Here is a 24742-nt window from a genome sequence, read left to right as displayed (position 1 = left end):
GCTCAGTCGCGGGGCAATCCACGTGCAAGCAAGCGCTCCACCAGGCGCACTTGCAACTGTTGCAGGTGCGGCAGGTTCAACTGGTGACGAGAAGCCGCCTGGCAAGCATAGCCCAAGAGATAGCTGATTTCGGTGCGACGGCCGGCGGTCACGTCCTGATACATGGACGAGTAGTTGGCGGCGGTGGCCTGGATCACCCGTTCGACTTCGTGTTGCAGGTCCTGCGCGGCAGCGGGTTGGCCGCAGCACGCCAGCAGCTCCGCCAGCTCGGCGCAGAGGGTTGCGACTTCGCAGTGATGAGCTTGCAGTTCTCCATTACGGCATTGATACAGCACGGTCAGTGGGTTGATGGCGCAATTGAGCGCCAGCTTGCGCCACAGCCGCGTGAGGATGTCGGTGCTCCAATCGTGGGGGATGCCGGCGGCCTGTAAATCATCCAGCCAGAGCGGCTGGGTGGGATGGCTCGCGTCGCCCAGCCAGGTGTAGCCATGGCCCGCGAACACCACACGCCAATCGCCGTCGCGGAATGCGCCTTCGGTGCTGGAGGCAAAGATGCAGCGTGCCTGGGGCAGTTGCGCGGCCACCGCGTCCTGGCTGCCAAGGCCGTTCTGCAACAGGATCAGTTCGGCGTCGGGTGCCAGCCGATGTTGCAGCTGTGCGACGGCACTCTGTGCGTCGTAGGCTTTGCACGCCACGAGTAGGCGATGAATCGGCTCGGGATTGTCGGGCGTTTCGCCAATTACCGGGTATGTGCGTTCCATGCCCTGTTCTACCAGCGTCAGCCCTTTGGCTGCCTGATAGCTGGCCAGGCGCGCAGCATCGCGCAGGATCAACCGCACGGGCACGCCAGCGCGCGCCAGCCGCGTGGCCCAGAGTGTGCCCAGGCTGCCGGCGCCGAGAATATGCCAGGTGGTCGACATCAGTTTGTGCTCCAAAGGGTCGCCCGCAGCGAACGGGACAAAAGAACCGCTATAATGCCCCGGCATTTTAGCTTGGGCGCGCTCCATCTCTACTGAGCCCGCCCCTTATATTGGAGAAATGACATGCCTTCGTTCGACGTGGTATCCGAACTGGACAAACACGAAGTCACCAACGCCGTCGAGAACGCCGTCAAGGAACTGGACCGTCGCTATGACTTGAAAGGCAAGGGCAGCTTCGAATTCAAGGAAAAAGAGCTGACCGTCAACCTGACCGCTGAAGCCGATTTCCAGCTGGAAGCGATGATCGAGATCCTCAAGCTGTCGCTGGTCAAGCGCAAGATCGACGCGCAATGCCTTGAAATCAAGGACGCCTACGCCTCCGGCAAACTGATGAAGCAAGAAGCCGTCCTCAAGGAAGGCATCGACAAGGAGCTGGCGAAGAAGATCGTTGCTCACATCAAGGACGCCAAGCTGAAAGTCCAGGCTGCCATCCAGGGTGAGCAGGTTCGCGTCACCGGCAAGAAGCGTGACGACCTGCAAGAGGCCATCGCGGCCCTGCGCGCCAAGACCTTCGACATGCCGCTGCAGTTCAATAACTTCCGCGACTGATGGCACTTTGGGGAACCTGTGGACGTTTTTGACGTCCCACGCCCCAGAACCTGCGCCGACGATTGAGCCCTACGGGGCTCAATTGCATTTATGGCCGAACATCCGGTAAACAGGAGAATGTAGATGGATTTGAATGCTGAAGTGGATCACCTGATCAAGACCTCAGAGTCGTGGATCCCGATGATCATGGAATACGGCAGCCGGTTTTTGCTGGCGGTGCTCACCCTGGCCATCGGTTGGTGGCTGATCAACGTGTTGACCCACCGCGTTGGGCGTTTGTTGGCATTGCGTAATGCCGACCTGGCGCTGCAACACTTCATCACCAGCCTGGCGAACATTGCGCTCAAGGTCATGCTGGTGGTCAACGTGGCCTCGATGATCGGCGTCGCCACCACCTCGTTCGTTGCCGCGATCGGTGCTGCTACCTTGGCCATCGGCTTGGCATTGCAAGGCAGCCTGGCGAACTTCGCTGGCGGCGTGCTGATTCTGTTGTTCCGTCCGTTCCGCATTGGTGACTGGATCGAAGCCCAGGGCACTTCCGGCACCGTCGACAGCATCCAGATCTTCCACACCGTGCTGCGCACTGGTGACAACAAGACCGTAATCATTCCCAACGGCAGCCTGTCCAACGGCCTCATCACCAACACCAACCGTCAGCCGACCCGCAAGGTGGTGTTTGACGTGGGCGTCGACTATGAAGCCGACCTGCAGAAAGCCCGTGAAGTGTTGCTGGAACTGGCCAAAGACCCACGTGTATTGGCAGACCCGGCGGCTGTTGCAGTGGTGTCGACCTTGGGTGACAGTTCGATCACTGTTTCCCTGCGGTGCTGGACCAAGACCGCAGATTATTGGGACGTGGTGTTCATGTTGAACGAACTTGCACGTGACCGTTTGAAAGCAGCGGGGATTGATATTCCGTTTCCGCAACGGGTTATTCGTGTGATGCAGGAAACAGCTGTCAAGTAATGGCCATTAACTGCCTTGAACTTGGCCGTTAGGTCAAGTTCAGGACGCCGCTGTTAATGTCGTTAGTTAGCTTGCTAGTTATTTTGTTGCTGAAAAATTAAAGCCATGAAAAAGCCGCTCCCTTGTTAAACAAGAGAGCGGCTTTTTGTTTAAGGCGAAAGCCTTAAGTCATCACTGTAATAAAACTGTCAATTACAGGATGTTCAGCGGGTATTGCGCGATCAGACGCAGTTCGTCGATCGAAGGCGAACCGTAGTAAACGCCATCACCCGAACGGTAGGTTGCTTGACGCAGACGCAGGCTCAGGTCCTTGGCCGGACCGCTCTGGATCACGTACTTGGCTTCGATATCGCGTTCCCACTCTTTGCCGTTCGAGGTGGTGGCGGTGTTGGCGCCACTACCGGTCACGTAACGAGTCATGAAGCTCAGGCCAGGAACACCGAAGGTCGCCATGTTGAGGTCGTAACGAGCCTGGAAGGACTTCTCGCCTTCGGCGTTGAAGTCGGAACGAGCGATGGAGTTGGCCAGGAACACTGTGCCGCCACCGTCGATGCCGTAGCCATAGTCGCCGTCGCCGGTGACTTTCTGGGCTGCCAGGGTGAAGGTATGAGCGCCGATGGTGTAGGCGCCCTGCAGGCTGAACGCACGGTTGTCGAGCTTGGTGGTGTTATCTTTCTCTGCGCGTTGCAGGCCGGCACCTTCGCTCTTGGTGTCGTAGATGTTGAAGTCGAAAGCCAGCGACTGGTCATCGCTGAGGGCGTGTGTCCAGTTGACGTTGGCGTAGTATTTGCGCCAGTAGTCTTCGACTTTCGAGTAGTAGAGACTGGTGGTGAACTCTGGAGTCCAGGAGTACACGCCACCGACGAAGTTCGCTTCTTTGAGACCTACGTGCCCGACATCACTGCTGTCGCTGATACTGTCTTTGTAGGTTTGCGATTGCGCTACGATCGAGGTGAAGTGACCGGCTTCAAGTTTCAGGCCCTTGATCTCGTTGCTGGTGATCGACACACCCTGCGGCAGTTCTGGGAGCAGACGGCTGTCGTCTGAAGCAAATACAGGCGCGGTGGTGTACTGGTCGCCGATTTTCAGGACGGTATCGGAGAAACGGAACTTGATGGCGCCGCCGCCTTTGGAGTAATCATCCTGCGAACGGCCGTCAGAGCCGGTAGGGAAGAGGCCGGTACCGGCGCGACCCTTGCCGCTGTCGAGCTTGACGCCCAGCAGGCCGATTACATCCACGCCGACCCCGATGGTGCCTTGGGTGAAGCCGGATTGGTAAAGGCCGTTGAAGCCCAGGCCGGTTTCTTCTTGGCGACTTTGTGCAGTCGACGGGTTGTTGCGCCTGTCGCGGCTGAAATACAGAGCGCGAGTATTGATGCTGAAAGTACTGTCTTCAACAAAGCCTTTGGCGTCGTCCTGGGAGGAGGCCATTGCGAACTGCGTAGTGCCTGCTGAAACAGCCAGGGCGATCATGCTCCACTTCATCACGCGCATCGTGATTTGCTCCTTTGGTTTTAGGAAGAGTACTGCCGTCCCACCTATATTTTTGTCTGGGCGGCTCTTTCTTTTTGTGTCGGCGCAAAGTTATATCACGCTGACAATATTGGCGATACTTGCCCAACTTTCCTTTCAGCTTCTTTACGAGCTTGTCGTAGATTGCTATATCCATGTCGCAAATTCACAGCCTCACTGTAACGAGGCTGACAACTTCAATACTGTTTCCAGACCGTTAAAAGAACGCAAAAAACGTTACTTTCCAAGTTTGAAATCTTCCTTGGCGTGCATTGAACCGCTGCTGTTTTTCATCGCGAAACACCGCTTCCCTTCCGGTGCCGTTGCCGACGATAGAGGGATGAATGCAGCAAGCGTGCCCAAACCGTAAATCGAATGTCATTTTTTCGTGAAAAACGTTACCGCTGGGTGAAAACCGCATAAGTACGGGGTTTTTACGCCGATTGGTTTGGCCTTGACGCCCGGTCTCTGTGCCTGTGTTGTGGTGCATAAATCCTGTATCTGGGAAAAACGTTACCCGTTCACCCCAGTCAGTGGGTAATCGGCGGATCTCTTTGAGGCGCAATTGGGTCATTTTGGTGCATGCCCCCTGATGCCTCAGTGTTTCGGTGATGGCTCAATGCCTTGTTTTCTGAGGCCTCTGCACCGCGGTTCTCGTCGCAATATTTTGAGCAGCGCTTAGCCAATCACTGAAGGATTGGTCATTGAGCGTAGTCGAAAAATCCGTTTGGCTCGAAATGGTGCACCTTTTTTCGTTACGCCTTGCCTGGGCGCGTATTGGCCGACGTGAAGCAATAGCGATTCGCAGGTATGCTGGGCGCCTTGAACCTGACCTGCCGAACGGAGTGCCTGCGGTGTTCGCTTTAGATCAACGCCTTCAACAAGACACACTGGTCATCGGGGATTTCCCCCTGTGCCGCCTGCTGCTGTCCAACGATTCGAACTACCCCTGGTTCATCCTGGTGCCGCGCATCCACGGTATCAGCGAAGTGTTTCAACTGGATGTCGTCGACCAGCAACGCCTGTGGCAAGAAACCACCGCCTTGGCCCAGTTGCTGAATGAAGGCTTGTCCGCCGACAAGATGAACATCGGCGCTCTGGGCAACGTGGTCAGCCAGTTGCACGTGCATGTGATCGTGCGCAAACGTGATGATGCCGCCTGGCCTGCGCCGGTATGGGGCAAACACCCCGCGCAGCCTTATACCGATGAACACGTGGCCGCCATTCGTGCTCGCCTGCGCGAGCTGTTGCCCGCCGACTTCGTCTTTACCCAGGGCTGAATCATGGATCTGCAAGACCGCGTCAACGATCTGGAAAGCCGCCTGGCCTTCCAGGACGACACCATCGAGACCCTCAATGACATCCTCGTCACCCAGCAGCGGGCCGTCGAGCGCCTGCAACTGCAGATGACCGCGCTGCTCAAGCGCCAGGAAGAAATGGGCGGTCAATTCGAGACCTCCGAAGAAGAAGCGCCGCCGCCTCACTATTAATAGGCGCGCATAAAAAAACCGCGATCCAGCCAGGCTGGGTCGCGGTTTTTTTTTGCTGCGAAGGCGGGTATCAGCGACGCGGCAGTGCAGCGATCACGTCTTCGGCCTGCAGGCCTTTGTCGCGATTCATAACGGAGAATTCCACGCGCTGGCCTTCCACCAGAACGCGATGGCCTTCGCCGCGAATGGCCCGGAAGTGGACGAAGATATCGTCGCCCGAATCACGGGAAATAAAGCCGAAGCCTTTGGAGGTGTTGAACCACTTGACGGTACCGGTATCCCGATTGGTCATGTCGTAGGTTTGCGACGAGGCCGCAGGGGACGAGCGGTAGAAGCTGATGGCCAGGTGAAGAACAATGGCGACCACAGCAATCACCAGGCTGAGCAGGATGGCCGGGTGGCCGCCGACTTCAGGCATGGGGGCCAGGAGGGTGAGGGTTTGTACGACAACGGTCAGTACCAACAGCGCGCTGACCAGGTTTTGCAGTTGATGACGCGTGCCTTTGTTCCAGTAAGGGATCACCGGTGCCAGCGTCAGGTTAAGAAGGCCGAACAAGGCCAGGTACAGAGCGTCGTGTTGTTCCAGATACGGCAGGCTTTCAGGCTGCAGGGTCGGGATAAAGGACAGCAGCAAAGCTGCAACGCCCGTTAGCAGGTGGACGATTTTCAACATTTTGATTAACTCACGTTAAGACGGATCACAAGGAAGAGCTGACTGGCACGGTTCGCTTCTGAACAATGGGAGGCGTTGGGCACGTGCGCGGGGTATCAGCCTATGCCGCTGCCGCAGAAAGTAACGGCGACGACACGCCGCCTATTTAACAGCAAAGGCTGTGCCTACTCAAATCAAGCATTTCGAGGTGTTGCAAGGGCGACGGCATTTCTGCGTCAAACGCTTGTCCTAGACACGTGCGGGCTTTTCAAGCGGCCTTCTGGGAGATTTCCTACATGGGCCCAAGGCTTGGACTGCGTCGTTTTCACAGGCCGGGGCGGGGCGAATTGCCGCGCCGGGCTGCGCATCACCGGCACACTTGCTAGAGTGGACCTGCACCTGATCAATGAATGCTTGTCAATTGAAGGGGATAAACATGGCAATCGATATCGGTATAAGTGAAGAAGATCGTAAATCCATCGTCGACGGGCTTTCGCGACTGCTTTCCGATACCTATGTACTGTACCTGAAGACCCACAACTTCCATTGGAACGTCACGGGCCCTATGTTCCGCACGTTGCACCTGATGTTCGAAGAGCAATACAACGAGCTGGCGCTGGCGGTGGACTCCATTGCCGAGCGTATCCGTGCATTGGGTTTCCCGGCGCCGGGTGCCTACTCGGTCTACGCGCGTCTTTCTTCCATCAAGGAAGAAGAAGGCGTGCCGAATGCTGAAGACATGATCAAGCAACTGGTAGAAGGCCAGGAAGCGGTCACGCGCACCGCGCGCGGCATCTTCCCGCTGCTCGACAAGGTCAGCGATGAGCCGACGGCCGACCTGTTGACCCAGCGCATGCAGGTTCACGAGAAAACCGCGTGGATGCTGCGTTCCCTGCTCGAAAATAAGTAAACAACTGCCCTTGGCGGCGTCTCCCCGGCGCCGCTCGCTTGTTTCCGCGCATTTCCTGGCGTTGTCCTACGCCTATCAACGTCGCGTCTTCTGGCTGCTGCACTCTGCCTGCGGTTTTATAAGGCCATTGCCTAATGGGACATCCCATGGGCGGCTGTTTGGCAATGGAGTGTCAGGTGTATGTCACGTGGAGTGGGTAATGGAATCATGGAAACCGGTGGTTTTCATAAAATAAAGGTCGACCCCTTTGCAAAAGGGTTCGACATGGGGCTTGCCAAGCCATTGTCCCGGTCGGTAAGGCTCAACGGGTTTTCCACGTGCCTGCGGCTGGAGCAGATCTATTGGAATATCCTCACGGAAATTGCCAGGATCAACGCCTGTTCGGTCAGTGCGTTGCTGTCCTATGTGGATCGGGAAGTGCACTTGCGTCATGGCGGGGTGAAGAACTTCAGTGGGTTGGTCAGGGTGGTGTGTGTGGTTCACGCCTTGAAAGAGCGTGTTCAACCTTCTTAGCCACCGGGCTTCGGGGTCAGCCTTCCTTTGAGGCGGGCAAGGCCCCGGGGCAGAAAGCCGGCTGCGCTGCCTCGATTTACCAGATATAATCCCGCGCTTTGCTACGCATGCTGCGACCCGTAGGGCAGGCGTGGCGCAGTAACGTTCTGATCGCCGAGACATCGCCATGCCCATGTACGACTATCAATGTGCTTCCTGTGGTCATCAGTTGGAAGCCATTCAGAAGATCAGCGCCGCGCCGCTGGTCGATTGCCCGGCCTGCCAAGCGCCGGAGCTCAAGAAAATGTTGTCCATGCCAGGCTTCCGCCTGAGCGGCAGCGGCTGGTACGAGACCGATTTCAAGACCGGCTCGAAGAAGAACCTGGCGGGCGGCGACAAAGCAGACTGAGTTGAACTCTACGCGCAGGCTCCTGCATTATCCGTCCCCTGCTTTAATGTACGGTGACGAGGCAAGCCTCCACCGAATTTCGAATTACGAGAAGTGAAACCACGACCATGATGCGCAGCCACTATTGCGGCCAACTGAACGAGACCCTGGAAGGTCAGGAAATCACCCTTTGCGGATGGGTTCACCGTCGCCGCGACCACGGCGGGGTGATCTTCCTCGACATCCGTGATCGTGATGGTCTGGCCCAGGTGGTGTTCGACCCGGATCGCGCCGAAAGCTTCGCCGCTGCCGACCGCGTGCGCAGCGAATACGTCGTGAAGATCACCGGCAAGGTTCGCCTGCGTCCGGAAGGCGCCGTGAACAAGAACATGGCCTCCGGCGGCATCGAAGTGCTGGGCTACGAGCTGGAAGTGCTGAACGAGTCGGAAACCCCGCCGTTCCCACTCAACGAATACTCCGACGTCGGCGAAGAAACCCGCCTGCGCTATCGCTTCCTGGACCTGCGTCGTCCGGAAATGGCCGAGAAGCTGCGCCTGCGTTCGCGCATGACCACCAGCATCCGCCGCTTCCTCGACGAAAACGGCTTCCTAGACGTTGAAACTCCGATCCTGACCCGGGCCACCCCGGAAGGCGCGCGTGACTACCTGGTGCCGAGCCGTACCCACGCGGGTTCGTTCTTCGCCCTGCCGCAATCGCCGCAGCTGTTCAAGCAACTGCTGATGGTGGCCGGCTTCGACCGTTACTACCAGATCGCCAAGTGCTTCCGTGACGAAGACCTGCGCGCCGACCGCCAGCCGGAATTCACCCAGATCGACATCGAGACCAGCTTCCTCGATGAAAAAGAGATCATGGGCCTGACCGAGCAGATGATCCGCAACCTGTTCAAGGAAGTGCTGGACCTGGAGTTCGGCGATTTCCCGCACATGACCTTCGAAGAAGCCATGCGTCGCTACGGTTCCGACAAGCCAGACCTGCGTAACCCGCTGGAACTGGTGGACGTGGCCGACCAACTCAAGGAAGTCGACTTCAAGGTGTTCAGCGGCCCGGCCAACGACCCTAAGTGCCGCATCGCCGCCCTGCGCGTGCCTGGCGGCGCGAGCATGCCGCGCAAGCAGATCGACGACTACACCAAGTTCGTCGGCATCTACGGTGCCAAGGGCCTGGCGTACATCAAGGTCAATGAGCGCGCCAACGGTGTTGAAGGTCTGCAATCGCCGATCGTTAAAAACATCCCGTTGGACAACCTGAACGCGATCCTCGATCGCGTCGGTGCAGTCGACGGCGACATCGTGTTCTTCGGCGCCGACAAAGCCAAGATCGTCAGCGAGGCCCTGGGCGCGCTGCGGATCAAGCTGGGTCACGACCTGAACCTGCTGACCTGTGAATGGGCCCCGATGTGGGTCGTTGACTTCCCGATGTTCGAAGAGAACGACGACGGCAGCTTCAGCGCCTTGCACCACCCGTTCACTGCGCCGAAGTGCTCGCCGGCCGAGCTGGAAGCCAACCCGGCAGGCGCTTTGTCTCGTGCCTACGACATGGTGCTCAACGGCACTGAGTTGGGTGGCGGTTCGATCCGTATCCACCGCAAAGAGATGCAACAAGCGGTGTTCCGTCTGTTGGGCATCAACGAAGCGGAACAGGAAGAGAAGTTCGGCTTCCTGCTCGACGCACTGAAATACGGCGCACCGCCGCACGGTGGCCTGGCGTTCGGCCTGGACCGTCTGGTGATGCTGATGACCGGCGCCCAGTCGATCCGCGAAGTGATCGCCTTCCCGAAAACCCAGAGCGCTGCGGACGTCATGACCCAGGCTCCGGGTGTGGTGGATGCCAAGGCACTGCGCGAACTGCACATCCGCCTGCGCGAGACGCCAAAGGCTGAGTAAGGCTGCTGCGTGAAAGCGCACTGAGGTTTACGCAGTCTAAAAAGGCGCATCTTCGGATGCGCCTTTGCGTTAAAGGACTATTCCTCGCCTGGGGCGGGGGTGATCAAGGTTTCTACAGAATTTCGGAGTTGTGTTATGGCTGGCCATTCCAAGTGGGCGAACATCAAGCACCGCAAAGAGCGTCAGGATGCCAAGAAAGGCAAGATCTTCACCAAGTGGATTCGCGAGCTGACCGTCGCCGCCCGCCAGGGCGGTGGTGACCCCGGCTCCAACCCGCGCCTGCGCTTGGCGTTGGACAAGGCGCTGGGCGCCAACATGAGCCGCGACATCATCGATCGCGCTGTGGCCCGTGGCGCTGGTGCTGCCGACACCGACGACATGGTCGAGCTGAGCTACGAAGGCTACGGCCCGGGCGGCGTGGCGGTGATGGTCGAGTGCATGACCGACAACCGCAACCGCACCGCGGCAGCCGTACGTCATGCGTTCAGCAAGTGCGGTGGCAACCTCGGCACCGACGGTTCGGTGGCTTACCTGTTCGAGCGCAAGGGGCAGATCACCTTTGCACCCGGCACGGATGAAGATGCGCTGATGGAGGCCGCGATGGAGGCGGATGCCGACGACGTGGTGACCAACGAAGACGGCTCCATCGACGTGTTCACCTCGTTCGCCAGCTTCTACTCCGTGCGCAATGCGCTGGAAGCCGCTGGCTTCAAAGGCACCGACGCGGAGATCGTGATGCTGCCGACCACCAGCGCCGAGCTGGACCTGGACGGTGCGCAGAAAGTGCTGAAGATGCTGGATATGCTGGAAGATTTGGATGATGTGCAGAATGTGTATTCCAACGCGGATATCCCGGAAGAAGTCGCTGCACAGCTTACCTAAGAACGATAAACGTCCAGTGTGGACGCGGGCTTTTGTGGCGAGGGAGCTTGCTCCCGCTGGGGTGCGAAGCGTCCCCTAAAGCCTGCGCCTGCTACGCAGTCGAGCGGGAGCAAGCTCCCTCGCCACAAAAGCAGCTCCCACATTGGATCTATGTGTTTCCACAAAACCGCAGGCGTTATGACTTTAATCCTAGGTATCGACCCCGGTTCGCGCATCACCGGTTTTGGCGTGGTGCAACAGACCCCGCGCGGCTGTGTCTACGTCGCTTCGGGCTGTATCCGCACCGGCGCGGGCGAGTTGGCCGAGCGCCTGCAGATCGTCTATCGCGGCGTGCGTGAAGTGATCCAGACCTACGGACCGGTCACCATGGGCATCGAAAAGGTGTTCATGGCAAAAAATGCCGATTCGGCGTTGAAGCTGGGCCAGGCCCGTGGCGCCGCCATCGTGGCTGGAGCGGAGGAGGGCATGGAAATTGCCGAATACACCGCGACCCAAGTCAAGCAGGCCGTGGTCGGTACGGGTGCTGCTAACAAAGAGCAGGTGCAGATGATGGTCATGCACATGCTCAAGCTCACCTCAAAACCGCAGATCGACGCCTCCGACGCCCTGGCCATTGCCATTTGCCACGCGCACACCCGTTCCAGCCTGTTGCCACATGGCCTGGGTACCGCACGCAGTCGTGGCGGTCGCCTGCGTCTCTGATAGCATCAGCGCAATCGAAATTTCCGGTCAGGCCATGCGCTGACCCCACGCTTTAAGGATCTGAACCGTGATTGGACGCTTGCGCGGCACCCTGGCTGAGAAACAGCCGCCGCACCTGATTCTGGATGTAAACGGGTTGGGGTATGAGCTGGAAGTGCCCATGACCACCCTGTATCGCCTACCGTCGGTCGGTGAGCCGATTACGCTGCACACCCACTTGGTGGTGCGCGAAGACGCGCAGCTACTCTATGGTTTCATCGGCAAGCGCGACCGCGACTTTTTCCGCGAACTGATCCGCCTCAACGGCGTGGGCCCGAAACTGGCCTTGGCGTTGATGTCGAGCCTGGAAGTGGATGAGCTGGTGCGCGCCGTTTCGGCCCAGGACACTTCAGCGCTGACCAAGGTGCCGGGTGTCGGCAAGAAGACTGCCGAGCGCCTGCTGGTAGAACTCAAGGACCGCTTCAAGGCCTGGGAAGTGGTACCGAGCATGTTCGCCCTGGTACCGAACCAGCCGGATATGCCGGCGGGTCAAGTCGCCAGCGCCGAAAGCGATGCGGTCAGCGCGCTGATTTCCCTAGGCTACAAGCCGCAGGAAGCCAGTAAGGCCGTTTCGGCCATCAAGGACAAGAACCTGAGCAGTGAAGACATGATCCGCCGCGCCCTGAAGGGAATGATTTAAGTGATTGAAGCTGATCGTCTGATTGCAGCCACCGGCCCGCGTGACCGTGAAGAGGTCCAGGACCGCGCCATCCGCCCCCTGAGCCTGGCCGACTACATCGGCCAGCCCACCGTGCGCGAGCAGATGGAGCTGTTCATCCAGGCTGCGCGTGGGCGCAGCGAGTCGCTGGACCATACGCTGATTTTCGGCCCGCCTGGGCTGGGCAAGACCACGTTGGCCAATATCATTGCCCAGGAAATGGGCGTGTCGATCAAGTCCACCTCCGGCCCGGTGCTGGAGCGTCCGGGTGATCTGGCGGCGTTGCTGACCAACCTTGAGCCCCATGACGTGCTGTTTATCGACGAGATCCACCGACTCTCGCCAATCGTCGAGGAAGTGCTGTACCCGGCGATGGAGGACTTCCAGCTCGACATCATGATTGGCGAAGGCCCAGCCGCTCGCTCCATCAAGCTCGACCTGCCGCCGTTCACGCTGGTCGGTGCCACGACCCGCGCGGGCATGCTGACCAACCCGTTGCGAGACCGTTTCGGCATTGTTCAACGTCTAGAGTTCTATAGCACGGCCGACCTTGCGACCATTGTCAGCCGTTCGGCGGGCATTCTCGGCTTGCCCCTGGACCCGGAAGGCGCGTTTGAAATCGCCCGTCGGGCCCGCGGTACGCCTCGAATTGCCAACCGTCTGCTGCGCCGTGTGCGCGACTTTGCCGAGGTGCGGGCCAAGGGGCACATCACCAAGGCCGTGGCCGACCTGGCGTTGAACCTGCTGGATGTGGATGAGCATGGCTTCGATCACCAGGATCGACGTCTACTCTTGACCATGATCGAGAAGTTCGACGGCGGCCCGGTGGGGGTCGACAGCCTGGCCGCGGCCATCAGTGAGGAGCGTCATACCATTGAGGATGTGCTGGAGCCGTACTTGATCCAGCAGGGTTACATCATGCGTACCCCGAGGGGGCGAGTCGTTACGCGTCACGCCTATCTGCACTTCGGGTTAAACATTCCGTCACGATTGGGCGAGATGCCTGTAGTAGACGAATTCCTCGATGCAGTGGACGATTAAAAGCTTCACGCCAGACGATTTATCCGAGGTTTGTGCTGTCCTAGTGGCTGGTGTCGTCATTCAGTCAGTCAGAAATGTTTCAGACAACGAAAAAACAGTTGCCCAGCCGGATTGGCAACCTGAGGAGTAAGCACTAGAGTATGCGCGCGCAAAACGGGGATCAGTCGTTCGCACATCGCTGTCGCGTTTATTACGAGGACACCGATGCCGGCGGCATCGTGTATTACGTCAACTACCTCAAGTTCATGGAGCGGGCTCGAACCGAGCGGCTACGGGAGCTGGGCTTTGCCCAATCCCAGCTGGCAGGGGAGGACCTGTTATTCGTCGTGCATTCCAGCGAGGCGCGGTATCACGCGCCGGCGCGGCTGGATGACGAGTTGTTGGTCAGCGCTGAAGTAATCGAATTGAACCGTGTCAGCCTGCGTTTCAAGCAGCAGGTCAGGCGGGCAACGGATGCAACGCTGCTCTGTGAGGGGCAGTTCCTGGTGGCCTGTGTGCGCACCAATAGTTTGAAACCCCGGGCCATTCCCGAAGCTCTACGTGCGGCCTTTGCCGACGTAAGCGGCGCGGGTAAACAATCAAAGCAGGAGATTTAGCGTGGAACCTACCGTCGTCGACCATTCCTCCATGTGGAGCCTGGTCAGCAATGCCAGTGTTGTGGTTCAACTGGTCATGCTGACCCTGGTAGCCGCATCGGTTACCTCTTGGGTCATGATTTTTCAGCGCAGCAACCTGCTGCGTGCCGGTCGACGTGCCCTGGAGAGCTTTGAAGAGCGCTTCTGGTCGGGTATCGACCTGTCCAAGCTGTACCGCCAGGCTGGCAGCAACCCAGACCCGGATTCGGGCGTCGAGCAAATCTTCCGCGCCGGCTTCAAGGAATTCTCCCGCCTGCGCCAGCAGCCTGGCGTTGACCCGGAAGCGGTCATGGAAGGCGTGGCCCGCGCCATGCGTGTCGCCATTTCCCGCGAAGAAGAGAAGCTTGAGCAAAGCTTGCCGTTTCTTGCCACCGTCGGTTCCGTGAGCCCGTACATCGGTCTGTTCGGTACCGTGTGGGGCATCATGAACTCCTTCCGTGGCCTGGCCCAGGCCCAGCAAGCGACCCTGGCCACCGTGGCTCCAGGTATTGCCGAAGCCCTGATCGCCACCGCGATCGGCCTGTTCGCTGCTATCCCCGCAGTAATTGCCTACAACCGTTTTGCCGCCACCAGCGAAACGTTGATCGGCCGTTACTACACCTTCGCCGACGAATTCCAGGCGATCCTGCACCGTAAAGTGCACACCAGCGAAGAATAAGCAGGTAATTCCCAATGGCTTTAATCGCTCGAGCTCGCAAAAAGCGCAAGCCGGTCGCCGAGATGAACGTAGTGCCTTACATCGACGTGATGCTGGTGCTGCTGGTTATCTTCATGGTGACCGCGCCGATGCTCAATCAGGGCGTGAAGGTTGATCTGCCCAAGGTTTCCAGCGAAGCCTTGCCGCAAGACAACAACACCCAGGTCCTGACCATTTCGATCAAGGCTGACAAGACCTATTACTGGAACCTTGGCAGCGAAGTCGATACCCAAAAACAGCAGGACAAGGCCATGACCTTGCCGCAGATGACCGACGCGGTGACCAAGATCATTCGCTCTGGCAATGAAGGCGGCAAGCACACCCAAGTCTTCATTCGCGGCGACAAAGTGGTCGACTATGGCTCCGTCATGGGCGCCATGGGCGGACTGCAGAAGGCCGGCGTGGGTAACGTTGGCTTGATTACCGAGGCGCCCTGATGCAGCAACAGCGAGAGCCGTCCGCCTCGGAAAGCTTCTTCTGGCCTAGCGTCTGGGCAATTGCCCTGCACGTCCTGGTGTTTGGCATGCTGTTCGTCAGCTTTGCCATGACCCCGGACCTGCCGCCAGCCAAGCCGATCGTGCAGGCGACCCTGTATCAGCTGAAATCGAAAAGTCAGGCCACCACCCAGACCAATCAGAAGATTGCGGGTGAGGCCCAGAAGTCGGCTGCGCGCCAGACTGAAGTCGAACAGATGGAACAGAAGAAGGTCGAGCAGGAAGCGGTGAAGGCTGCTGCGGAACAAAAGAAAGAAGAGGCGGCTCAAAAGGCCGAGGAATCGAAAAAGGCTGACGAAGCGAAGAAAGCGGACGAGGCGAAAAAGGCTGATGAAGCCAAGAAAGCCGAGAAAGCTGCCGAAGCCAAAAAGGCCGAAGAGAAACAATTGGCTGATATAGCCAAGAAGAAGTCTGAAGAAGAGGCCAAGAAGGCTGCTGAAGAAGAGGCCAAGAAAAAGGCCGCTGAAGACGCCAAGAAGAAAATAGTCGAAGACGCGAAGAAAAAAGCCGCCGAAGACGCCAAGAAAAAAGCTGAAGCAGACGAGGCGAAGAAAAAAGTCGCCGACGACGCGAAGAAGAAAGCTGCCGCCGATGCCCAGAAGAAAAAGGCTCAGGAAGCAGCGCGCAAATCCGCCGAAGAGAAAAAGGCCCAGGCCTTGGCAGACTTGCTCTCCGACACGCCGCAGCGTCAGCAAGCCTTGGCCGATGAACGTGGCGATGAAGTTGCGGGCAGTTTCGACGACCTGATTCGGGCGCGGGCAGCAGAGGGTTGGACACGTCCACCTTCGGCACGTAAAGGCATGACAGTAGTGCTGCAGATCGGCATGTTGCCGGACGGTACGGTGACTTCGGTCAGCGTGTCCAAGTCCAGTGGTGACGGTTCGTTCGACAGTTCGGCGGTTGCCGCGGTCAAGAATATTGGCCGGTTGACCGAGATGCAGGGAATGAAACCAAGCGACTTCGCTCCCTATCGTTCATTCAAGATGACATTCACACCTGAGGATCTAGCCTTGTGAGAAACCTTCTTCGAGGAATGCTTGTCGTTATTTGCTGTATGGCAGGGATAGCGGCGGCGGATGAAAAGAACATCCTGGTCACCAGCGGTAGCGATCGGGCCACCCCGATCGCAGTAGTACCGTTCGGTTGGCAAGGCGGCAGCGTGCTGCCGGACGACATGGCCCAGATCGTCAGCGACGACCTGCGCAACTCCGGCTACTACGCACCGATTCCAAAAGGCAACATGATCAGCCAACCAAACCAGGCCAGCGAAGTCGTGTTCCGTGACTGGAAAGCGGTAGGCGCGCAGTACCTGATGGTCGGCAACATCACGCCGGCCGGTGGTCGTCTGCAAATCACCTACACCTTGTTCAACGTGGCGACCGAGCAGCAGGTTCTGACCGGCAGCGTGTCGGGCACGGCCGAGCAGATTCGCGACATGGCCCACTACATCTCGGACCAGTCGTTTGAAAAACTCACCGGTATCAAGGGTGCTTTCTCGACGCGTCTGCTGTACGTAACGGCTGAACGTTTCTCCGTAGACAACACTCGTTACACTTTGCAGCGTTCGGACTACGACGGTGCACGGGCTGTGACCTTGCTGCAATCCCGTGAGCCAATCCTGTCGCCGCGTTTCGCGCCGGACGGCAAGCGTATTGCCTACGTGTCCTTCGAACAGAAGCGTCCGCGTATCTTCGTCCAGCACATCGATACTGGCCGTCGTGAGCAGATCACCAACTTTGAAGGCCTCAACGGTGCTCCGGCCTGGTCTCCGGATGGTTCGCGCCTGGCGTTTGTACTGTCCAAAGATGGCAACCCGGATATCTACGTGATGAACATGGCTTCGCGCCAGATCACTCGCGCAACCAGCGGCCCGGGCATCAACACCGAACCGTTCTGGGGCAAGGATGGTTCGACCATCTACTTCACCTCTGACCGCGGCGGCAAGCCACAGGTCTACAAGGCGAACGTGAATGGTGGTGGGGCAGAACGCGTTACTTTTATCGGTAACTACAACGCCAACCCTAAACTTTCGGCCGATGAAAAGACGTTGGTGATGATTCACCGTCAGGATGGTTTCACTAATTTCCGGGTTGCGGCCCAGGATTTGCAGCGCGGAACCGTAAAAATCCTCACAGATACCAACCTTGATGAGTCAGCCACTGTTGCGCCCAACGGCACCATGGTAATCTACGCCACCCGCCAGCAGGGCCGGGGAGTCTTGATGCTCGTGTCCATAAATGGACGCGTAAGGCTCCCACTTCCTACCGCACAAGGCGAAGTCAGAGAACCATCCTGGTCCCCTTACCTGAACTGACGCGGCGCTACAAAAAGAAGTACTTAACACACTGGGGTTCATTAGGAGTTTCACGATGGAAATGCTGAAGTTTGGTAAGTTTGCTGCTCTGGCTCTGGCTCTGTCCGTAGCCGTTGGTTGCTCGTCTAAAGGCGGCGACAATGCCGGTGAAGGCGCAGCTGTTGATCCAAACGCTGGTTACGGCGCTAACACTGGTGCGGTTGACGGCTCCCTGAGCGAAGAAGCTGCTCTGCGCGCTATCACCACTTTCTACTTCGAATACGACAGTTCGGACCTGAAACCAGAAGCCATGCGCGCTCTGGACGTTCACGCGAAGGACCTGAAAGCTAACGGCGCTCGCGTTGTTCTGGAAGGTAACACTGACGAACGTGGTACTCGTGAGTACAACATGGCACTGGGCGAGCGTCGTGCGAAAGCCGTTCAGCGCTACCTGGTACTGCAAGGTGTTGCTCCAGGCCAACTGGAACTGGTTTCCTACGGTAAAGAGCGTCCAGTTGCTACTGGCCACGACGAGCAGTCCTGGGCTCAAAACCGTCGCGTCGAACTGCGTAAGTAATTCGTCATGCGAACGTGCCGTCGTGCTCTAACTGTATTGGCTCTCAGCCTCGCACCGCTTGCGGTGTGGGCTGCGGTTCCTGTGGAAGATAGCAACTCTGGCTATAACAATAGCGGGAGCAGTTATCCGCCAGCGGGTTATGGCACGAACGGCGCCTATGCGGGGGGAGCGGCTACGTCCGCTCCCTCGGCACAGGGCGAACTGTTCAACCAGCTGCAACGCATGCAGGATCAACTGGCGCAGCAACAAGGCACCATTGAAGTACTGCAAAACCAAGTGAACCAGCTGAAGCAAGAAGGCCTGGAGCGTTACCAGGATCTTGATCGACGCATTGGAGCCGGCGTTCAACCTGCCGCAACTCCTGATAATTCTTCTACCGGTGGCGCGCCTAGCGCTGCTGCCGGTGGTGCAGCAGCAGGGGCAGCTGCCAGCCAAGCCCCTGCCGCGAGCAGCGAGCCGGGTGATCCGGCGAAGGAAAAGCTGTATTACGATGCAGCCTTCGACCTGATCAAAGCCAAGGATTTCGATAAGGCCAGCCAGGCATTTACCGCTTTCCTGCGCAAATACCCGAACAGCCAGTACGCGGGCAATGCCCAATACTGGTTGGGCGAAGTCAACCTGGCCAAGGGTGATCTACAGGGTGCAGGCCAGGCATTTGCCAAGGTCAGCCAGCTGTACCCCAAGCACGCCAAGGTGCCGGATTCACTGTACAAACTCGCTGACGTAGAACGCCGCCTGGGTCATACCGACAAGGTCAAAGGCATTCTGCAGCAGGTTGTGGCCCAGTATCCGGGGACATCCGCTGCTCAGTTGGCCCAGCGGGATCTGCAGCGCTTGTAAGCGATGCAGCCCGTTTAGAAGAAACCCGCGCCTGGCGCGGGTTTTTTCGTTAGAATCCACGCCCTTTTATGAAACACGCTTTTTGGGGCCTGCGCGTTGGCGGGGTTCCTTTAAGTGCCTGACGGAGGCGGACAGCCTGTTTAGCTGTTACGCCCGTGGCGACTATGCAAGACACATTACGTATTACCGAAGTCTTTTACTCGTTGCAGGGTGAAACGCGAACGGCTGGCCTGCCCACAGTATTTGTGCGCCTGACCGGTTGCCCCCTGCGTTGCCAATACTGCGACAGCGCCTACGCCTTCAGTGGCGGCACGGTGCGCACCCTCGATGACATTCTGGAGCAGGTCGCCGGCTATAAGCCGCGCTACGTCTGTGTGACCGGCGGCGAGCCGTTGGCCCAGCCCAATGCCATCCCGTTGCTCAAGCAGCTGTGTGATGCCGGCTACGAGGTTTCCCTGGAGACCAGTGGCGCCCTGGACATCTCCGCGGTCGACCCCCGTGTCAGCCGCGTGGTCGACCTCAAGACCCCCGACTCCAAGGAAGCGCACCGTAACCGCTACGAGAACATCGAGCTGCTGACGGCCAACGACCAGGTCAAGTTCGTCATTTGTTCCCGCGACGACTACGACTGGGCGAATTCCAAGCTGATTCAATACGGGCTGGACCGCCGCGCAGGCGAAGTGCTGTTCTCGCCAAGCCACCATGACCTGAATGCACGCGACCTCGCCGATTGGGTGGTTGCAGACAACCTACCGGTGCGCCTGCAATTGCAGCTGCATAAATACCTTTGGAACGACGAGCCAGGACGCTGATATGACTGAACACACAATGGATCAAAAACGCGCGGTAATCCTGCTATCCGGCGGCCTCGACTCCGCCACCGTGGTGGCCATGGCCCAGGCGCAAGGCTACAGCTGCTACACCATGAGCTTCGACTACGGCCAGCGTCACCGCGCCGAGCTGAACGCCGCCGCGCGTGTCGCCCGTGAGATGGGCGTGGTCGAGCACAAAGTGATTGGCCTGAACCTCAACGGCATCGGTGGCTCCGCGCTGACCGACAGCAGCATCGATGTGCCGGAAGCGCCCAGCGAAGGTATCCCGGTGACCTACGTGCCGGCACGCAACACCGTGTTCCTGTCCCTGGCCCTCGGCTGGGCAGAAGTGCTCAACGCCCGCGACATCTTCATCGGCGTCAACGCAGTGGATTACTCCGGTTACCCGGACTGCCGCCCAGAGTTCGTCGAGTCGTTCGAGCGCATGGCCAACCTGGCGACCAAAGCCGGTGTAGAAGGGCAGGGTTTCCGCATCCTGGCGCCGCTGCAAAACCTGAGCAAGGCCGATATCGTCAAGGCTGGTGTAGGACTTGGCGTAGATTATTCGCTGACTGTTTCCTGCTATCAGGCAGACGATGACGGCCGTGCTTGTGGGAAATGCGACAGCTGCCGACTGCGTGCAGAAGGCTTCCAAGCGGCCGGAATTACTGACCCAACGCGTTATTTCTGATTTATTTCAAATAAGGTGTTGAATAATCCTTAGAAATCAGTATTATACGCGCCACCACACAGCGGGTCGTTAGCTCAGTTGGTAGAGCAGTTGGCTTTTAACCAATTGGTCGTAGGTTCGAATCCCACACGACCCACCATTTTTGGCGGTTTAGAAAATCCGGAAGGCCCACGCAAGTGAGGATTTCCGGGTTTTTTTTTGCCTGTTCGAAACGTTAAAGGCCCCGGCTCGTAAAGAGTCCGGGGCCTTTTTTATTTCTCGGGAAATCCTGTCAGGCGCTGTGCTCAATAAAGTACTGACAAATCAGCCGATCCTCCCGCAAGCACTGTTCGCTCGCCGGCATCCCGGTGGCTTCTGAAAAGAACGCTGCCATCGCCCTGCACACACACTGTTCTTCACGCACCACGCTGCCCACTGGGCAGGTGAAGTTGCGCACCATCACACCACCTCCCTGGGGCACCGCCTCGGTACTCGCGCCCAAGGCGTCGGCGGCCGTCATGGCCGCACGCAAGCCGCTGTCAAAATCCACGGGGTTGGCCAGGCCAGCGCGTTGGGCCAACTGGCGGCCGGTTTGTTCCAGCACATCACCCAGCTCCTCGACGTTGTAGCGGTCCTTCAGGGTAGCGAGCAATTGCGTGAGCAGGATTTGATAAGCCGTTGAGGTGACATCTTCGCTGCCCGGTGCGGCTTCGAAGATCACGGGAGGCTTGCCCACAGTGTTAGGCGGACGGATCTTGCTGCGGCGCACCAACCCCTCCGACTCCAACTGTTTGAGCTGCACGATCACGGCATTGCGGGTCACGGCCAGAAGTTCGCAAAGCTGCACCACGGTCAGTGGCTCGCGCTGGAGAAGCTGCAGGATGTCACTTTTGGTACTCACGGGCGGTCAGGTTCGCTTGCGATTGGGAGGGGCGAGTATAGCGTTAACAAATCCAGTTCATGGAGAAAAAACAATAACGACAACAAATATTGTCAATATAGCTCGACAGTGATTAGAATCCTCTGCGCCATCGCACTGTGCGATCTAAAAAAAGGAAATGTCTGATGAGCCTGATACCCAACAATTCACTGGTCACCGCAACCCCCGAAGAGGGGCGCGAGCTGGCTATCAAAATGGCGCGGCTGGTGATCAAGGCGACCCAACCCGATGAAGCGGTACGCGGTCGCTTGCGCGATGTGTATGCCAATGACGCGGCAATGCTGATCAGCATTGGCCATGTGGTCGCGACGGAGTTTGCGACGATTGCGGCGGCGAATAAATACTGGAACGTGTAGGGCGACCCGGCAGCCAGCGGTCTCTGTTGGCTGCCTGGAACTGCCCGGTCACAACCGGGTTTAAAGGTCAGAAAAAGAAACGATAAAACAACAAAAGTCTTTGATATACATAGGATTGTCTGACAATCCTCTGCATGAAAAACTCTTCATAAACCCCCCGCTCGAACGTTGGTAGCTTCCTCGTCGCTGCCCCACAATTCGAGTCCTAATAATGAATAACAAAACTCTTAAAGGCGCCTTGGCGCTCGCCGTTTCCCTTGCCTCAACCCCGCTGTTCGCCGGTGGTTTCGCGCTCAATGAACAAAGTATCAGTTCAATGGGCACGGGCTATGCCGGTCGCTCCTCATCGGCCGAAGACGCCAGTACCGTGTTCGGCAACCCCGCCGGCATGTCTCGCTTGAAGCAGAATGAAGTCAGTCTTGGTGCGACTTACCTCGATGCCAAAACCGATATCAAGAACGCCAGTTCGTCGCAGTTCGGTGCCGACAACCCAGGCACCAACAAGGGCGATATGGTGCCCGGCATTGCCGTGCCGATGGGCTACCTGGTCACGCCCATCGATGAGCACTGGGCGTTTGGCCTGGGCATCTATGCACCGTTCGGCCTAGTGACTGACTATGAGCACAGCTTCCAGGGCAATGGCTTCGGTAACAAGAGCAAGGTTTCGGTCATCACCGTGCAGCCGACGGTCAGCTATGCCTTCAACGACAAGGTGTCGGTAGGTTTCGGCCCGACCTTCAACCGCATCAGTGGCGAGCTGGATTCCAATGTGCCGCTGGGTGGCGGCGCCGGCGAAAGCGTGAAGGTCAAAGGCGACGACAACGCCACCGGGTTCAACGCCGGTATCCTGGTGCAACCCCTCGAAAGTACGCGTATCGGCGTGACCTACCACTCGCAGGTGGTGTTCCACCTCACCGGCAAGACCCACGCCTCCGGGGTGATTTCCGATGCCTTTGACGGTGGCCCGCAGCGTTATGACGCCAGTTTGAACGTGACCACGCCGTCCTCGGTGGATTTCTCGGTCACCCATCAACTGAATGACGACTGGACCCTCTACCTCGGCAGCACCTACACCCGTTGGAGCCAGTTGAAGAAGATCACCATCAACAACGACGGCGTGTCCGACCTTACCGCTCAATTCGGCGGCCTGGGCTCGATCACCGAGCAACAGCACTGGCATGACACCTGGTCCTACGCTATCGGCGCGGCGTATCGGGTCAACAAACAACTGGTACTACGGACCGGTTTCTCGGTGGACCAGACGCCGACCAACAACACCGACCGTTCCGTGCGGATTCCTACGGGGGATCGCACTGTTTTCAGCCTGGGCGCCGGCTGGACGCCCGTCGACAACCTGACCTTCGATGTGGCGTATTCCTACCTCAAGGAGGAGCCGATCAAGGTCCATCAGAACCTTTCCCAGGTAGGGCTGACGTACGATGCCAAGTATGAAAACAGCGCCAATGGGTTCGGTGGATCGGTGACTTACCGGTTCTGATTTTCGCAAAACCGCAAGGAGCCAGCTTTTTGGCATGGCTCTTTGCTATCTACTTGCTGTCAATCGATCGAAGTCTTGGTTAAATTGAGCATTGTCCAGCTCAAGACAGGGATCGTCATGACCACGCTTTCGCCTATTAATACAGGCAATACGCTTATCGCCCGTCCGACAGAAACGCCGCCTGCAACCCTGACGTACAACGTTGAAGTCAGCCTGAAGAGGCCATCTGCAGTCGTCAGTCTGGGCAACGTCGTCTCCGATACGCTTTCCGACACCTATTCCCGTCGCGGACAATTACCGGGTCAAGAAGCCGTGCGCGCCTGGGAAAGTGACAGCCAGGACGCGCTCAGCAAATCGCTCAACGCCAACTTCAATTCGCAGTCGACGGCCAGCCGCTTCAGTGGCTTGGGCGCCGGCCTGATTGCGCAGTTCGCCAAGGGCGGGGCAGCGGTTTCCCAGTCGGTGATGTTCGCGAGTGCCGACCGCGCGGCGAACGCGGGTGAAATCAAAGCTGATCAGGATCTGCTGCACACCAAGGCCGACAATCAGGTCAGCCTCAGCATCAAGACCGCCAGCGGCAAGACCGTCACCTTCAGCCTCTCGAGCCAGACCGATGGCCTGGGTGTGCAAGCGACGGTAGACGGTGGCACCTTGACCGATGAGGAGCTCAAGGCCGTCGGTAAACTGGGCAGCGCTTTCCAGTCTGCCGTGGATGGGTTGACGGCAATGCCACCGAAGCTCGACCTGAGCCAACTGACGCAGTTTGACACCAAGCTGCTGGCGTCGGTGGACCTCAATGCCACGCTCAAATCCCTTGACGGCCAGGACCTGAGCCTGGCCTTCCATGCCGATAGCCAAAGCCGCACCACCCGCATGAGTGGCCCGCTCGGCGAGCTGAACCTGGCCGTCGACCTGAAAAACGCCGCGATCCTCGGCAACGCCAAGCAACAAACCAAGGCCCTGCAAAGCTATCTCGCCCAATTCGACCGGGCGCAGGAGCGCGGCAGTGCCAAGCCAGAGCTGATGGCGATGTTCAAAGACGCCTTCAGCGCCATGAACAGCCATTATCCACAGGGCGTTACACTGCCCGAAGCGTTGACGCGCAATTCGACTGACCAAGGCTTGCTGACCGGTTTGGCGGACTTCAAGGCATCCATCAAACAGGCCAGCGAATCGCCCAACCCGATGCGCCCGTCTGAGGTGGACAGCTTCGCCTACGAGGTCTCGCAAAAGACCCGCGTTGGCGGCAACAGCCTGTTGGATCGCAGTGTCAGCCAGGACCAGCAGTCGAGCCTCTCCGCGAGTTTCCATAAAGGGCTCAAGGGCGGCAAAGCGCCTGCCCTGGACGGCAACGCAGAGTCGCAGAACTATCGCTACGTACAAGTGCAGGACAAGGCCAGCAGTTCGGCCAAGCTCTCCTACAAGGACGGCCTGCTGGCCAGTGCAACGCTCGATCAAAGTGCCAGCCAGAACATCCGCACGCAGCAATATGTGATGGGCAAGTTGGTGGAAGACACCACGGTGCCGAAAGAGGCGTCGGTCAAGCGCGACTATCTGGTGTTGCTCGAATATGCGGCCAAGGAAAGCAAGAAGTCCAAGGATGCGCTGGAGGAGTCCACTGTTAAGGAGGCCCTGGCCAGCCTGCATGCTTCGGTAATGTTGCAGGAAGATCCGTCCGCACTGGCACGCTGACGCCTTTTTTTGCCCGGCGGACGCACCGACGAATGCCAGATTAGGCTTTTGAAACCCTTGGATATTCTGTAGC

Annotated in this window: 29 protein-coding genes and 1 tRNA gene; 25 read left to right on the top strand and 5 right to left on the bottom strand. The window is 58.3% G+C overall.

Annotated elements, in window-relative coordinates; translation table 11 throughout:
- Nucleotides 1-2: 2 nt before the first annotated feature.
- Nucleotides 3-920, bottom strand: coding sequence for a putative 2-dehydropantoate 2-reductase (locus OZ428_RS27080; RefSeq protein ID WP_269131876.1), 918 nt, complete (start codon nucleotides 918-920; stop codon nucleotides 3-5).
- Between the two features lie 123 nt (nucleotides 921-1043).
- On the opposite strand from OZ428_RS27080, the gene OZ428_RS27075 reads away from it, so the two are divergent.
- Both OZ428_RS27075 and OZ428_RS27070 read left to right on the top strand, forming a co-directional pair.
- Nucleotides 1044-1529, top strand: a complete 486-nt coding sequence (locus OZ428_RS27075; RefSeq protein ID WP_003175814.1) for a YajQ family cyclic di-GMP-binding protein — start codon at nucleotides 1044-1046, stop codon at nucleotides 1527-1529.
- Nucleotides 1530-1652: 123 nt separating this feature from the next.
- Complete coding sequence (locus OZ428_RS27070; RefSeq protein ID WP_269131875.1) at nucleotides 1653-2495, top strand: mechanosensitive ion channel family protein; 843 nt, start codon at nucleotides 1653-1655, stop codon at nucleotides 2493-2495.
- 192 nt (nucleotides 2496-2687) lie between these two features.
- Here OZ428_RS27070 and OZ428_RS27065 read toward each other — a convergent pair whose 3' ends face one another.
- Together OZ428_RS27065 and OZ428_RS27060 are read right to left on the bottom strand one after the other, a co-directional pair.
- Entirely contained in the window at nucleotides 2688-3989 is a 1302-nt protein-coding gene (locus OZ428_RS27065; protein ID WP_269131874.1) for an OprD family porin, read from the bottom strand.
- Between the two features lie 235 nt (nucleotides 3990-4224).
- Nucleotides 4225-4581 carry a hypothetical protein gene (locus tag OZ428_RS27060; RefSeq protein ID WP_269131873.1) on the bottom strand — a complete coding sequence of 119 codons (357 nt, stop codon included), beginning with the start codon at nucleotides 4579-4581 and terminating at the stop codon, nucleotides 4225-4227.
- A 280-nt stretch (nucleotides 4582-4861) separates the two neighbouring features.
- Here OZ428_RS27060 and OZ428_RS27055 point away from each other — a divergent pair, with 280 nt between their 5' ends.
- On the top strand, nucleotides 4862-5287 hold the full coding sequence (locus tag OZ428_RS27055) for an HIT domain-containing protein (protein ID WP_038845967.1): 426 nt from the start codon (nucleotides 4862-4864) through the stop codon (nucleotides 5285-5287).
- A 3-nt stretch (nucleotides 5288-5290) separates the two neighbouring features.
- On the top strand, nucleotides 5291-5497 hold the full coding sequence (locus tag OZ428_RS27050) for a SlyX family protein (RefSeq protein ID WP_010208093.1): 207 nt from the start codon (nucleotides 5291-5293) through the stop codon (nucleotides 5495-5497).
- 70 nt (nucleotides 5498-5567) lie between these two features.
- Here OZ428_RS27050 and OZ428_RS34530 read toward each other — a convergent pair whose 3' ends face one another.
- On the bottom strand, nucleotides 5568-6170 hold the full coding sequence (locus OZ428_RS34530; protein WP_033898496.1) for a cold-shock protein: 603 nt from the start codon (nucleotides 6168-6170) through the stop codon (nucleotides 5568-5570).
- A gap of 415 nt (nucleotides 6171-6585) precedes the next feature.
- On the opposite strand from OZ428_RS34530, the gene OZ428_RS27040 reads away from it, so the two are divergent.
- The 18 genes from OZ428_RS27040 (at nucleotide 6586) to OZ428_RS26955 (ending at nucleotide 20343) form a co-directional block, all read left to right on the top strand.
- Complete coding sequence (locus OZ428_RS27040; RefSeq protein WP_033898494.1) at nucleotides 6586-7059, top strand: Dps family protein; 474 nt, start codon at nucleotides 6586-6588, stop codon at nucleotides 7057-7059.
- Nucleotides 7060-7239: 180 nt separating this feature from the next.
- On the top strand, nucleotides 7240-7572 hold the full coding sequence (locus tag OZ428_RS27035; protein WP_269131872.1) for a ribbon-helix-helix domain-containing protein: 333 nt from the start codon (nucleotides 7240-7242) through the stop codon (nucleotides 7570-7572).
- Between the two features lie 166 nt (nucleotides 7573-7738).
- A complete protein-coding gene (locus OZ428_RS27030) occupies nucleotides 7739-7960 on the top strand; it encodes an FmdB family zinc ribbon protein (RefSeq protein WP_010208103.1) in 222 nt (73 codons plus the stop codon).
- Between the two features lie 107 nt (nucleotides 7961-8067).
- Entirely contained in the window at nucleotides 8068-9843 is a 1776-nt protein-coding gene (aspS, locus tag OZ428_RS27025; protein ID WP_033898492.1) for an aspartate--tRNA ligase, read from the top strand.
- A 135-nt stretch (nucleotides 9844-9978) separates the two neighbouring features.
- Nucleotides 9979-10725 (top strand): YebC/PmpR family DNA-binding transcriptional regulator, encoded by a 747-nt coding sequence (locus OZ428_RS27020; protein WP_269131871.1) that lies wholly within the window; start codon nucleotides 9979-9981, stop codon nucleotides 10723-10725.
- Nucleotides 10726-10902: 177 nt separating this feature from the next.
- A complete protein-coding gene (gene ruvC / locus OZ428_RS27015) occupies nucleotides 10903-11427 on the top strand; it encodes a crossover junction endodeoxyribonuclease RuvC (protein ID WP_016975450.1) in 525 nt (174 codons plus the stop codon).
- A 67-nt stretch (nucleotides 11428-11494) separates the two neighbouring features.
- Nucleotides 11495-12106 (top strand): Holliday junction branch migration protein RuvA, encoded by a 612-nt coding sequence (gene ruvA / locus OZ428_RS27010; RefSeq protein ID WP_003175802.1) that lies wholly within the window; start codon nucleotides 11495-11497, stop codon nucleotides 12104-12106.
- A complete protein-coding gene (gene ruvB / locus OZ428_RS27005) occupies nucleotides 12107-13165 on the top strand; it encodes a Holliday junction branch migration DNA helicase RuvB (protein WP_015885611.1) in 1059 nt (352 codons plus the stop codon).
- Nucleotides 13166-13305: 140 nt separating this feature from the next.
- Entirely contained in the window at nucleotides 13306-13761 is a 456-nt protein-coding gene (ybgC, locus tag OZ428_RS27000) for a tol-pal system-associated acyl-CoA thioesterase (protein ID WP_015885610.1), read from the top strand.
- Nucleotide 13762: 1 nt separating this feature from the next.
- Nucleotides 13763-14458 (top strand): protein TolQ, encoded by a 696-nt coding sequence (gene tolQ, locus OZ428_RS26995; protein ID WP_015885609.1) that lies wholly within the window; start codon nucleotides 13763-13765, stop codon nucleotides 14456-14458.
- 23 nt (nucleotides 14459-14481) lie between these two features.
- Entirely contained in the window at nucleotides 14482-14934 is a 453-nt protein-coding gene (gene tolR / locus OZ428_RS26990) for a protein TolR (protein WP_161630238.1), read from the top strand.
- Entirely contained in the window at nucleotides 14934-16007 is a 1074-nt protein-coding gene (gene tolA / locus OZ428_RS26985; RefSeq protein WP_033898485.1) for a cell envelope integrity protein TolA, read from the top strand. The genes tolR and tolA overlap by 1 nt, the downstream gene beginning before the upstream one ends.
- 17 nt (nucleotides 16008-16024) lie before the next feature.
- A complete protein-coding gene (tolB, locus tag OZ428_RS26980) occupies nucleotides 16025-17305 on the top strand; it encodes a Tol-Pal system beta propeller repeat protein TolB (RefSeq protein WP_033898484.1) in 1281 nt (426 codons plus the stop codon).
- Nucleotides 17306-17360: 55 nt separating this feature from the next.
- Nucleotides 17361-17861 carry a peptidoglycan-associated lipoprotein Pal gene (gene pal / locus OZ428_RS26975; RefSeq protein ID WP_003209827.1) on the top strand — a complete coding sequence of 167 codons (501 nt, stop codon included), beginning with the start codon at nucleotides 17361-17363 and terminating at the stop codon, nucleotides 17859-17861.
- 6 nt (nucleotides 17862-17867) lie between these two features.
- On the top strand, nucleotides 17868-18701 hold the full coding sequence (gene ybgF / locus OZ428_RS26970) for a tol-pal system protein YbgF (protein WP_025854758.1): 834 nt from the start codon (nucleotides 17868-17870) through the stop codon (nucleotides 18699-18701).
- A 164-nt stretch (nucleotides 18702-18865) separates the two neighbouring features.
- Nucleotides 18866-19513 carry a 7-carboxy-7-deazaguanine synthase QueE gene (queE, locus tag OZ428_RS26965; RefSeq protein WP_010208116.1) on the top strand — a complete coding sequence of 216 codons (648 nt, stop codon included), beginning with the start codon at nucleotides 18866-18868 and terminating at the stop codon, nucleotides 19511-19513.
- A 16-nt stretch (nucleotides 19514-19529) separates the two neighbouring features.
- Nucleotides 19530-20204, top strand: coding sequence for a 7-cyano-7-deazaguanine synthase QueC (queC, locus tag OZ428_RS26960; protein ID WP_028617741.1), 675 nt, complete (start codon nucleotides 19530-19532; stop codon nucleotides 20202-20204).
- A 63-nt stretch (nucleotides 20205-20267) separates the two neighbouring features.
- Nucleotides 20268-20343: transfer RNA gene (locus tag OZ428_RS26955), tRNA-Lys, on the top strand.
- 132 nt (nucleotides 20344-20475) lie between these two features.
- Here the strand turns inward: OZ428_RS26955 and OZ428_RS26950 are convergent.
- On the bottom strand, nucleotides 20476-21084 hold the full coding sequence (locus tag OZ428_RS26950; protein ID WP_269131870.1) for a helix-turn-helix transcriptional regulator: 609 nt from the start codon (nucleotides 21082-21084) through the stop codon (nucleotides 20476-20478).
- A 164-nt stretch (nucleotides 21085-21248) separates the two neighbouring features.
- Here OZ428_RS26950 and OZ428_RS26945 point away from each other — a divergent pair, with 164 nt between their 5' ends.
- From OZ428_RS26945 to OZ428_RS26935, 3 genes are all read left to right on the top strand, one after another.
- The gene (locus OZ428_RS26945) at nucleotides 21249-21479 is read left to right on the top strand and encodes a hexameric tyrosine-coordinated heme protein (protein WP_033902227.1); all 231 of its coding nucleotides are present in this window, start codon (nucleotides 21249-21251) and stop codon (nucleotides 21477-21479) included.
- Between the two features lie 211 nt (nucleotides 21480-21690).
- Nucleotides 21691-22977 carry an OmpP1/FadL family transporter gene (locus tag OZ428_RS26940; RefSeq protein ID WP_269131869.1) on the top strand — a complete coding sequence of 429 codons (1287 nt, stop codon included), beginning with the start codon at nucleotides 21691-21693 and terminating at the stop codon, nucleotides 22975-22977.
- 117 nt (nucleotides 22978-23094) lie between these two features.
- Nucleotides 23095-24669: a lactate dehydrogenase gene (locus OZ428_RS26935; RefSeq protein ID WP_269131868.1), complete on the top strand. Its 1575-nt coding sequence runs from the start codon at nucleotides 23095-23097 to the stop codon at nucleotides 24667-24669.
- Nucleotides 24670-24742: the final 73 nt, after the last annotated feature.

It is taken from the genome of Pseudomonas sp. GXZC (assembly GCF_026967615.1).
Taxonomy (GTDB): domain Bacteria; phylum Pseudomonadota; class Gammaproteobacteria; order Pseudomonadales; family Pseudomonadaceae; genus Aquipseudomonas; species Aquipseudomonas azotoformans_A.
Note: the sequence above shows the minus strand (reverse complement) of the source record. Positions and strands in the feature narration are given on the sequence as shown.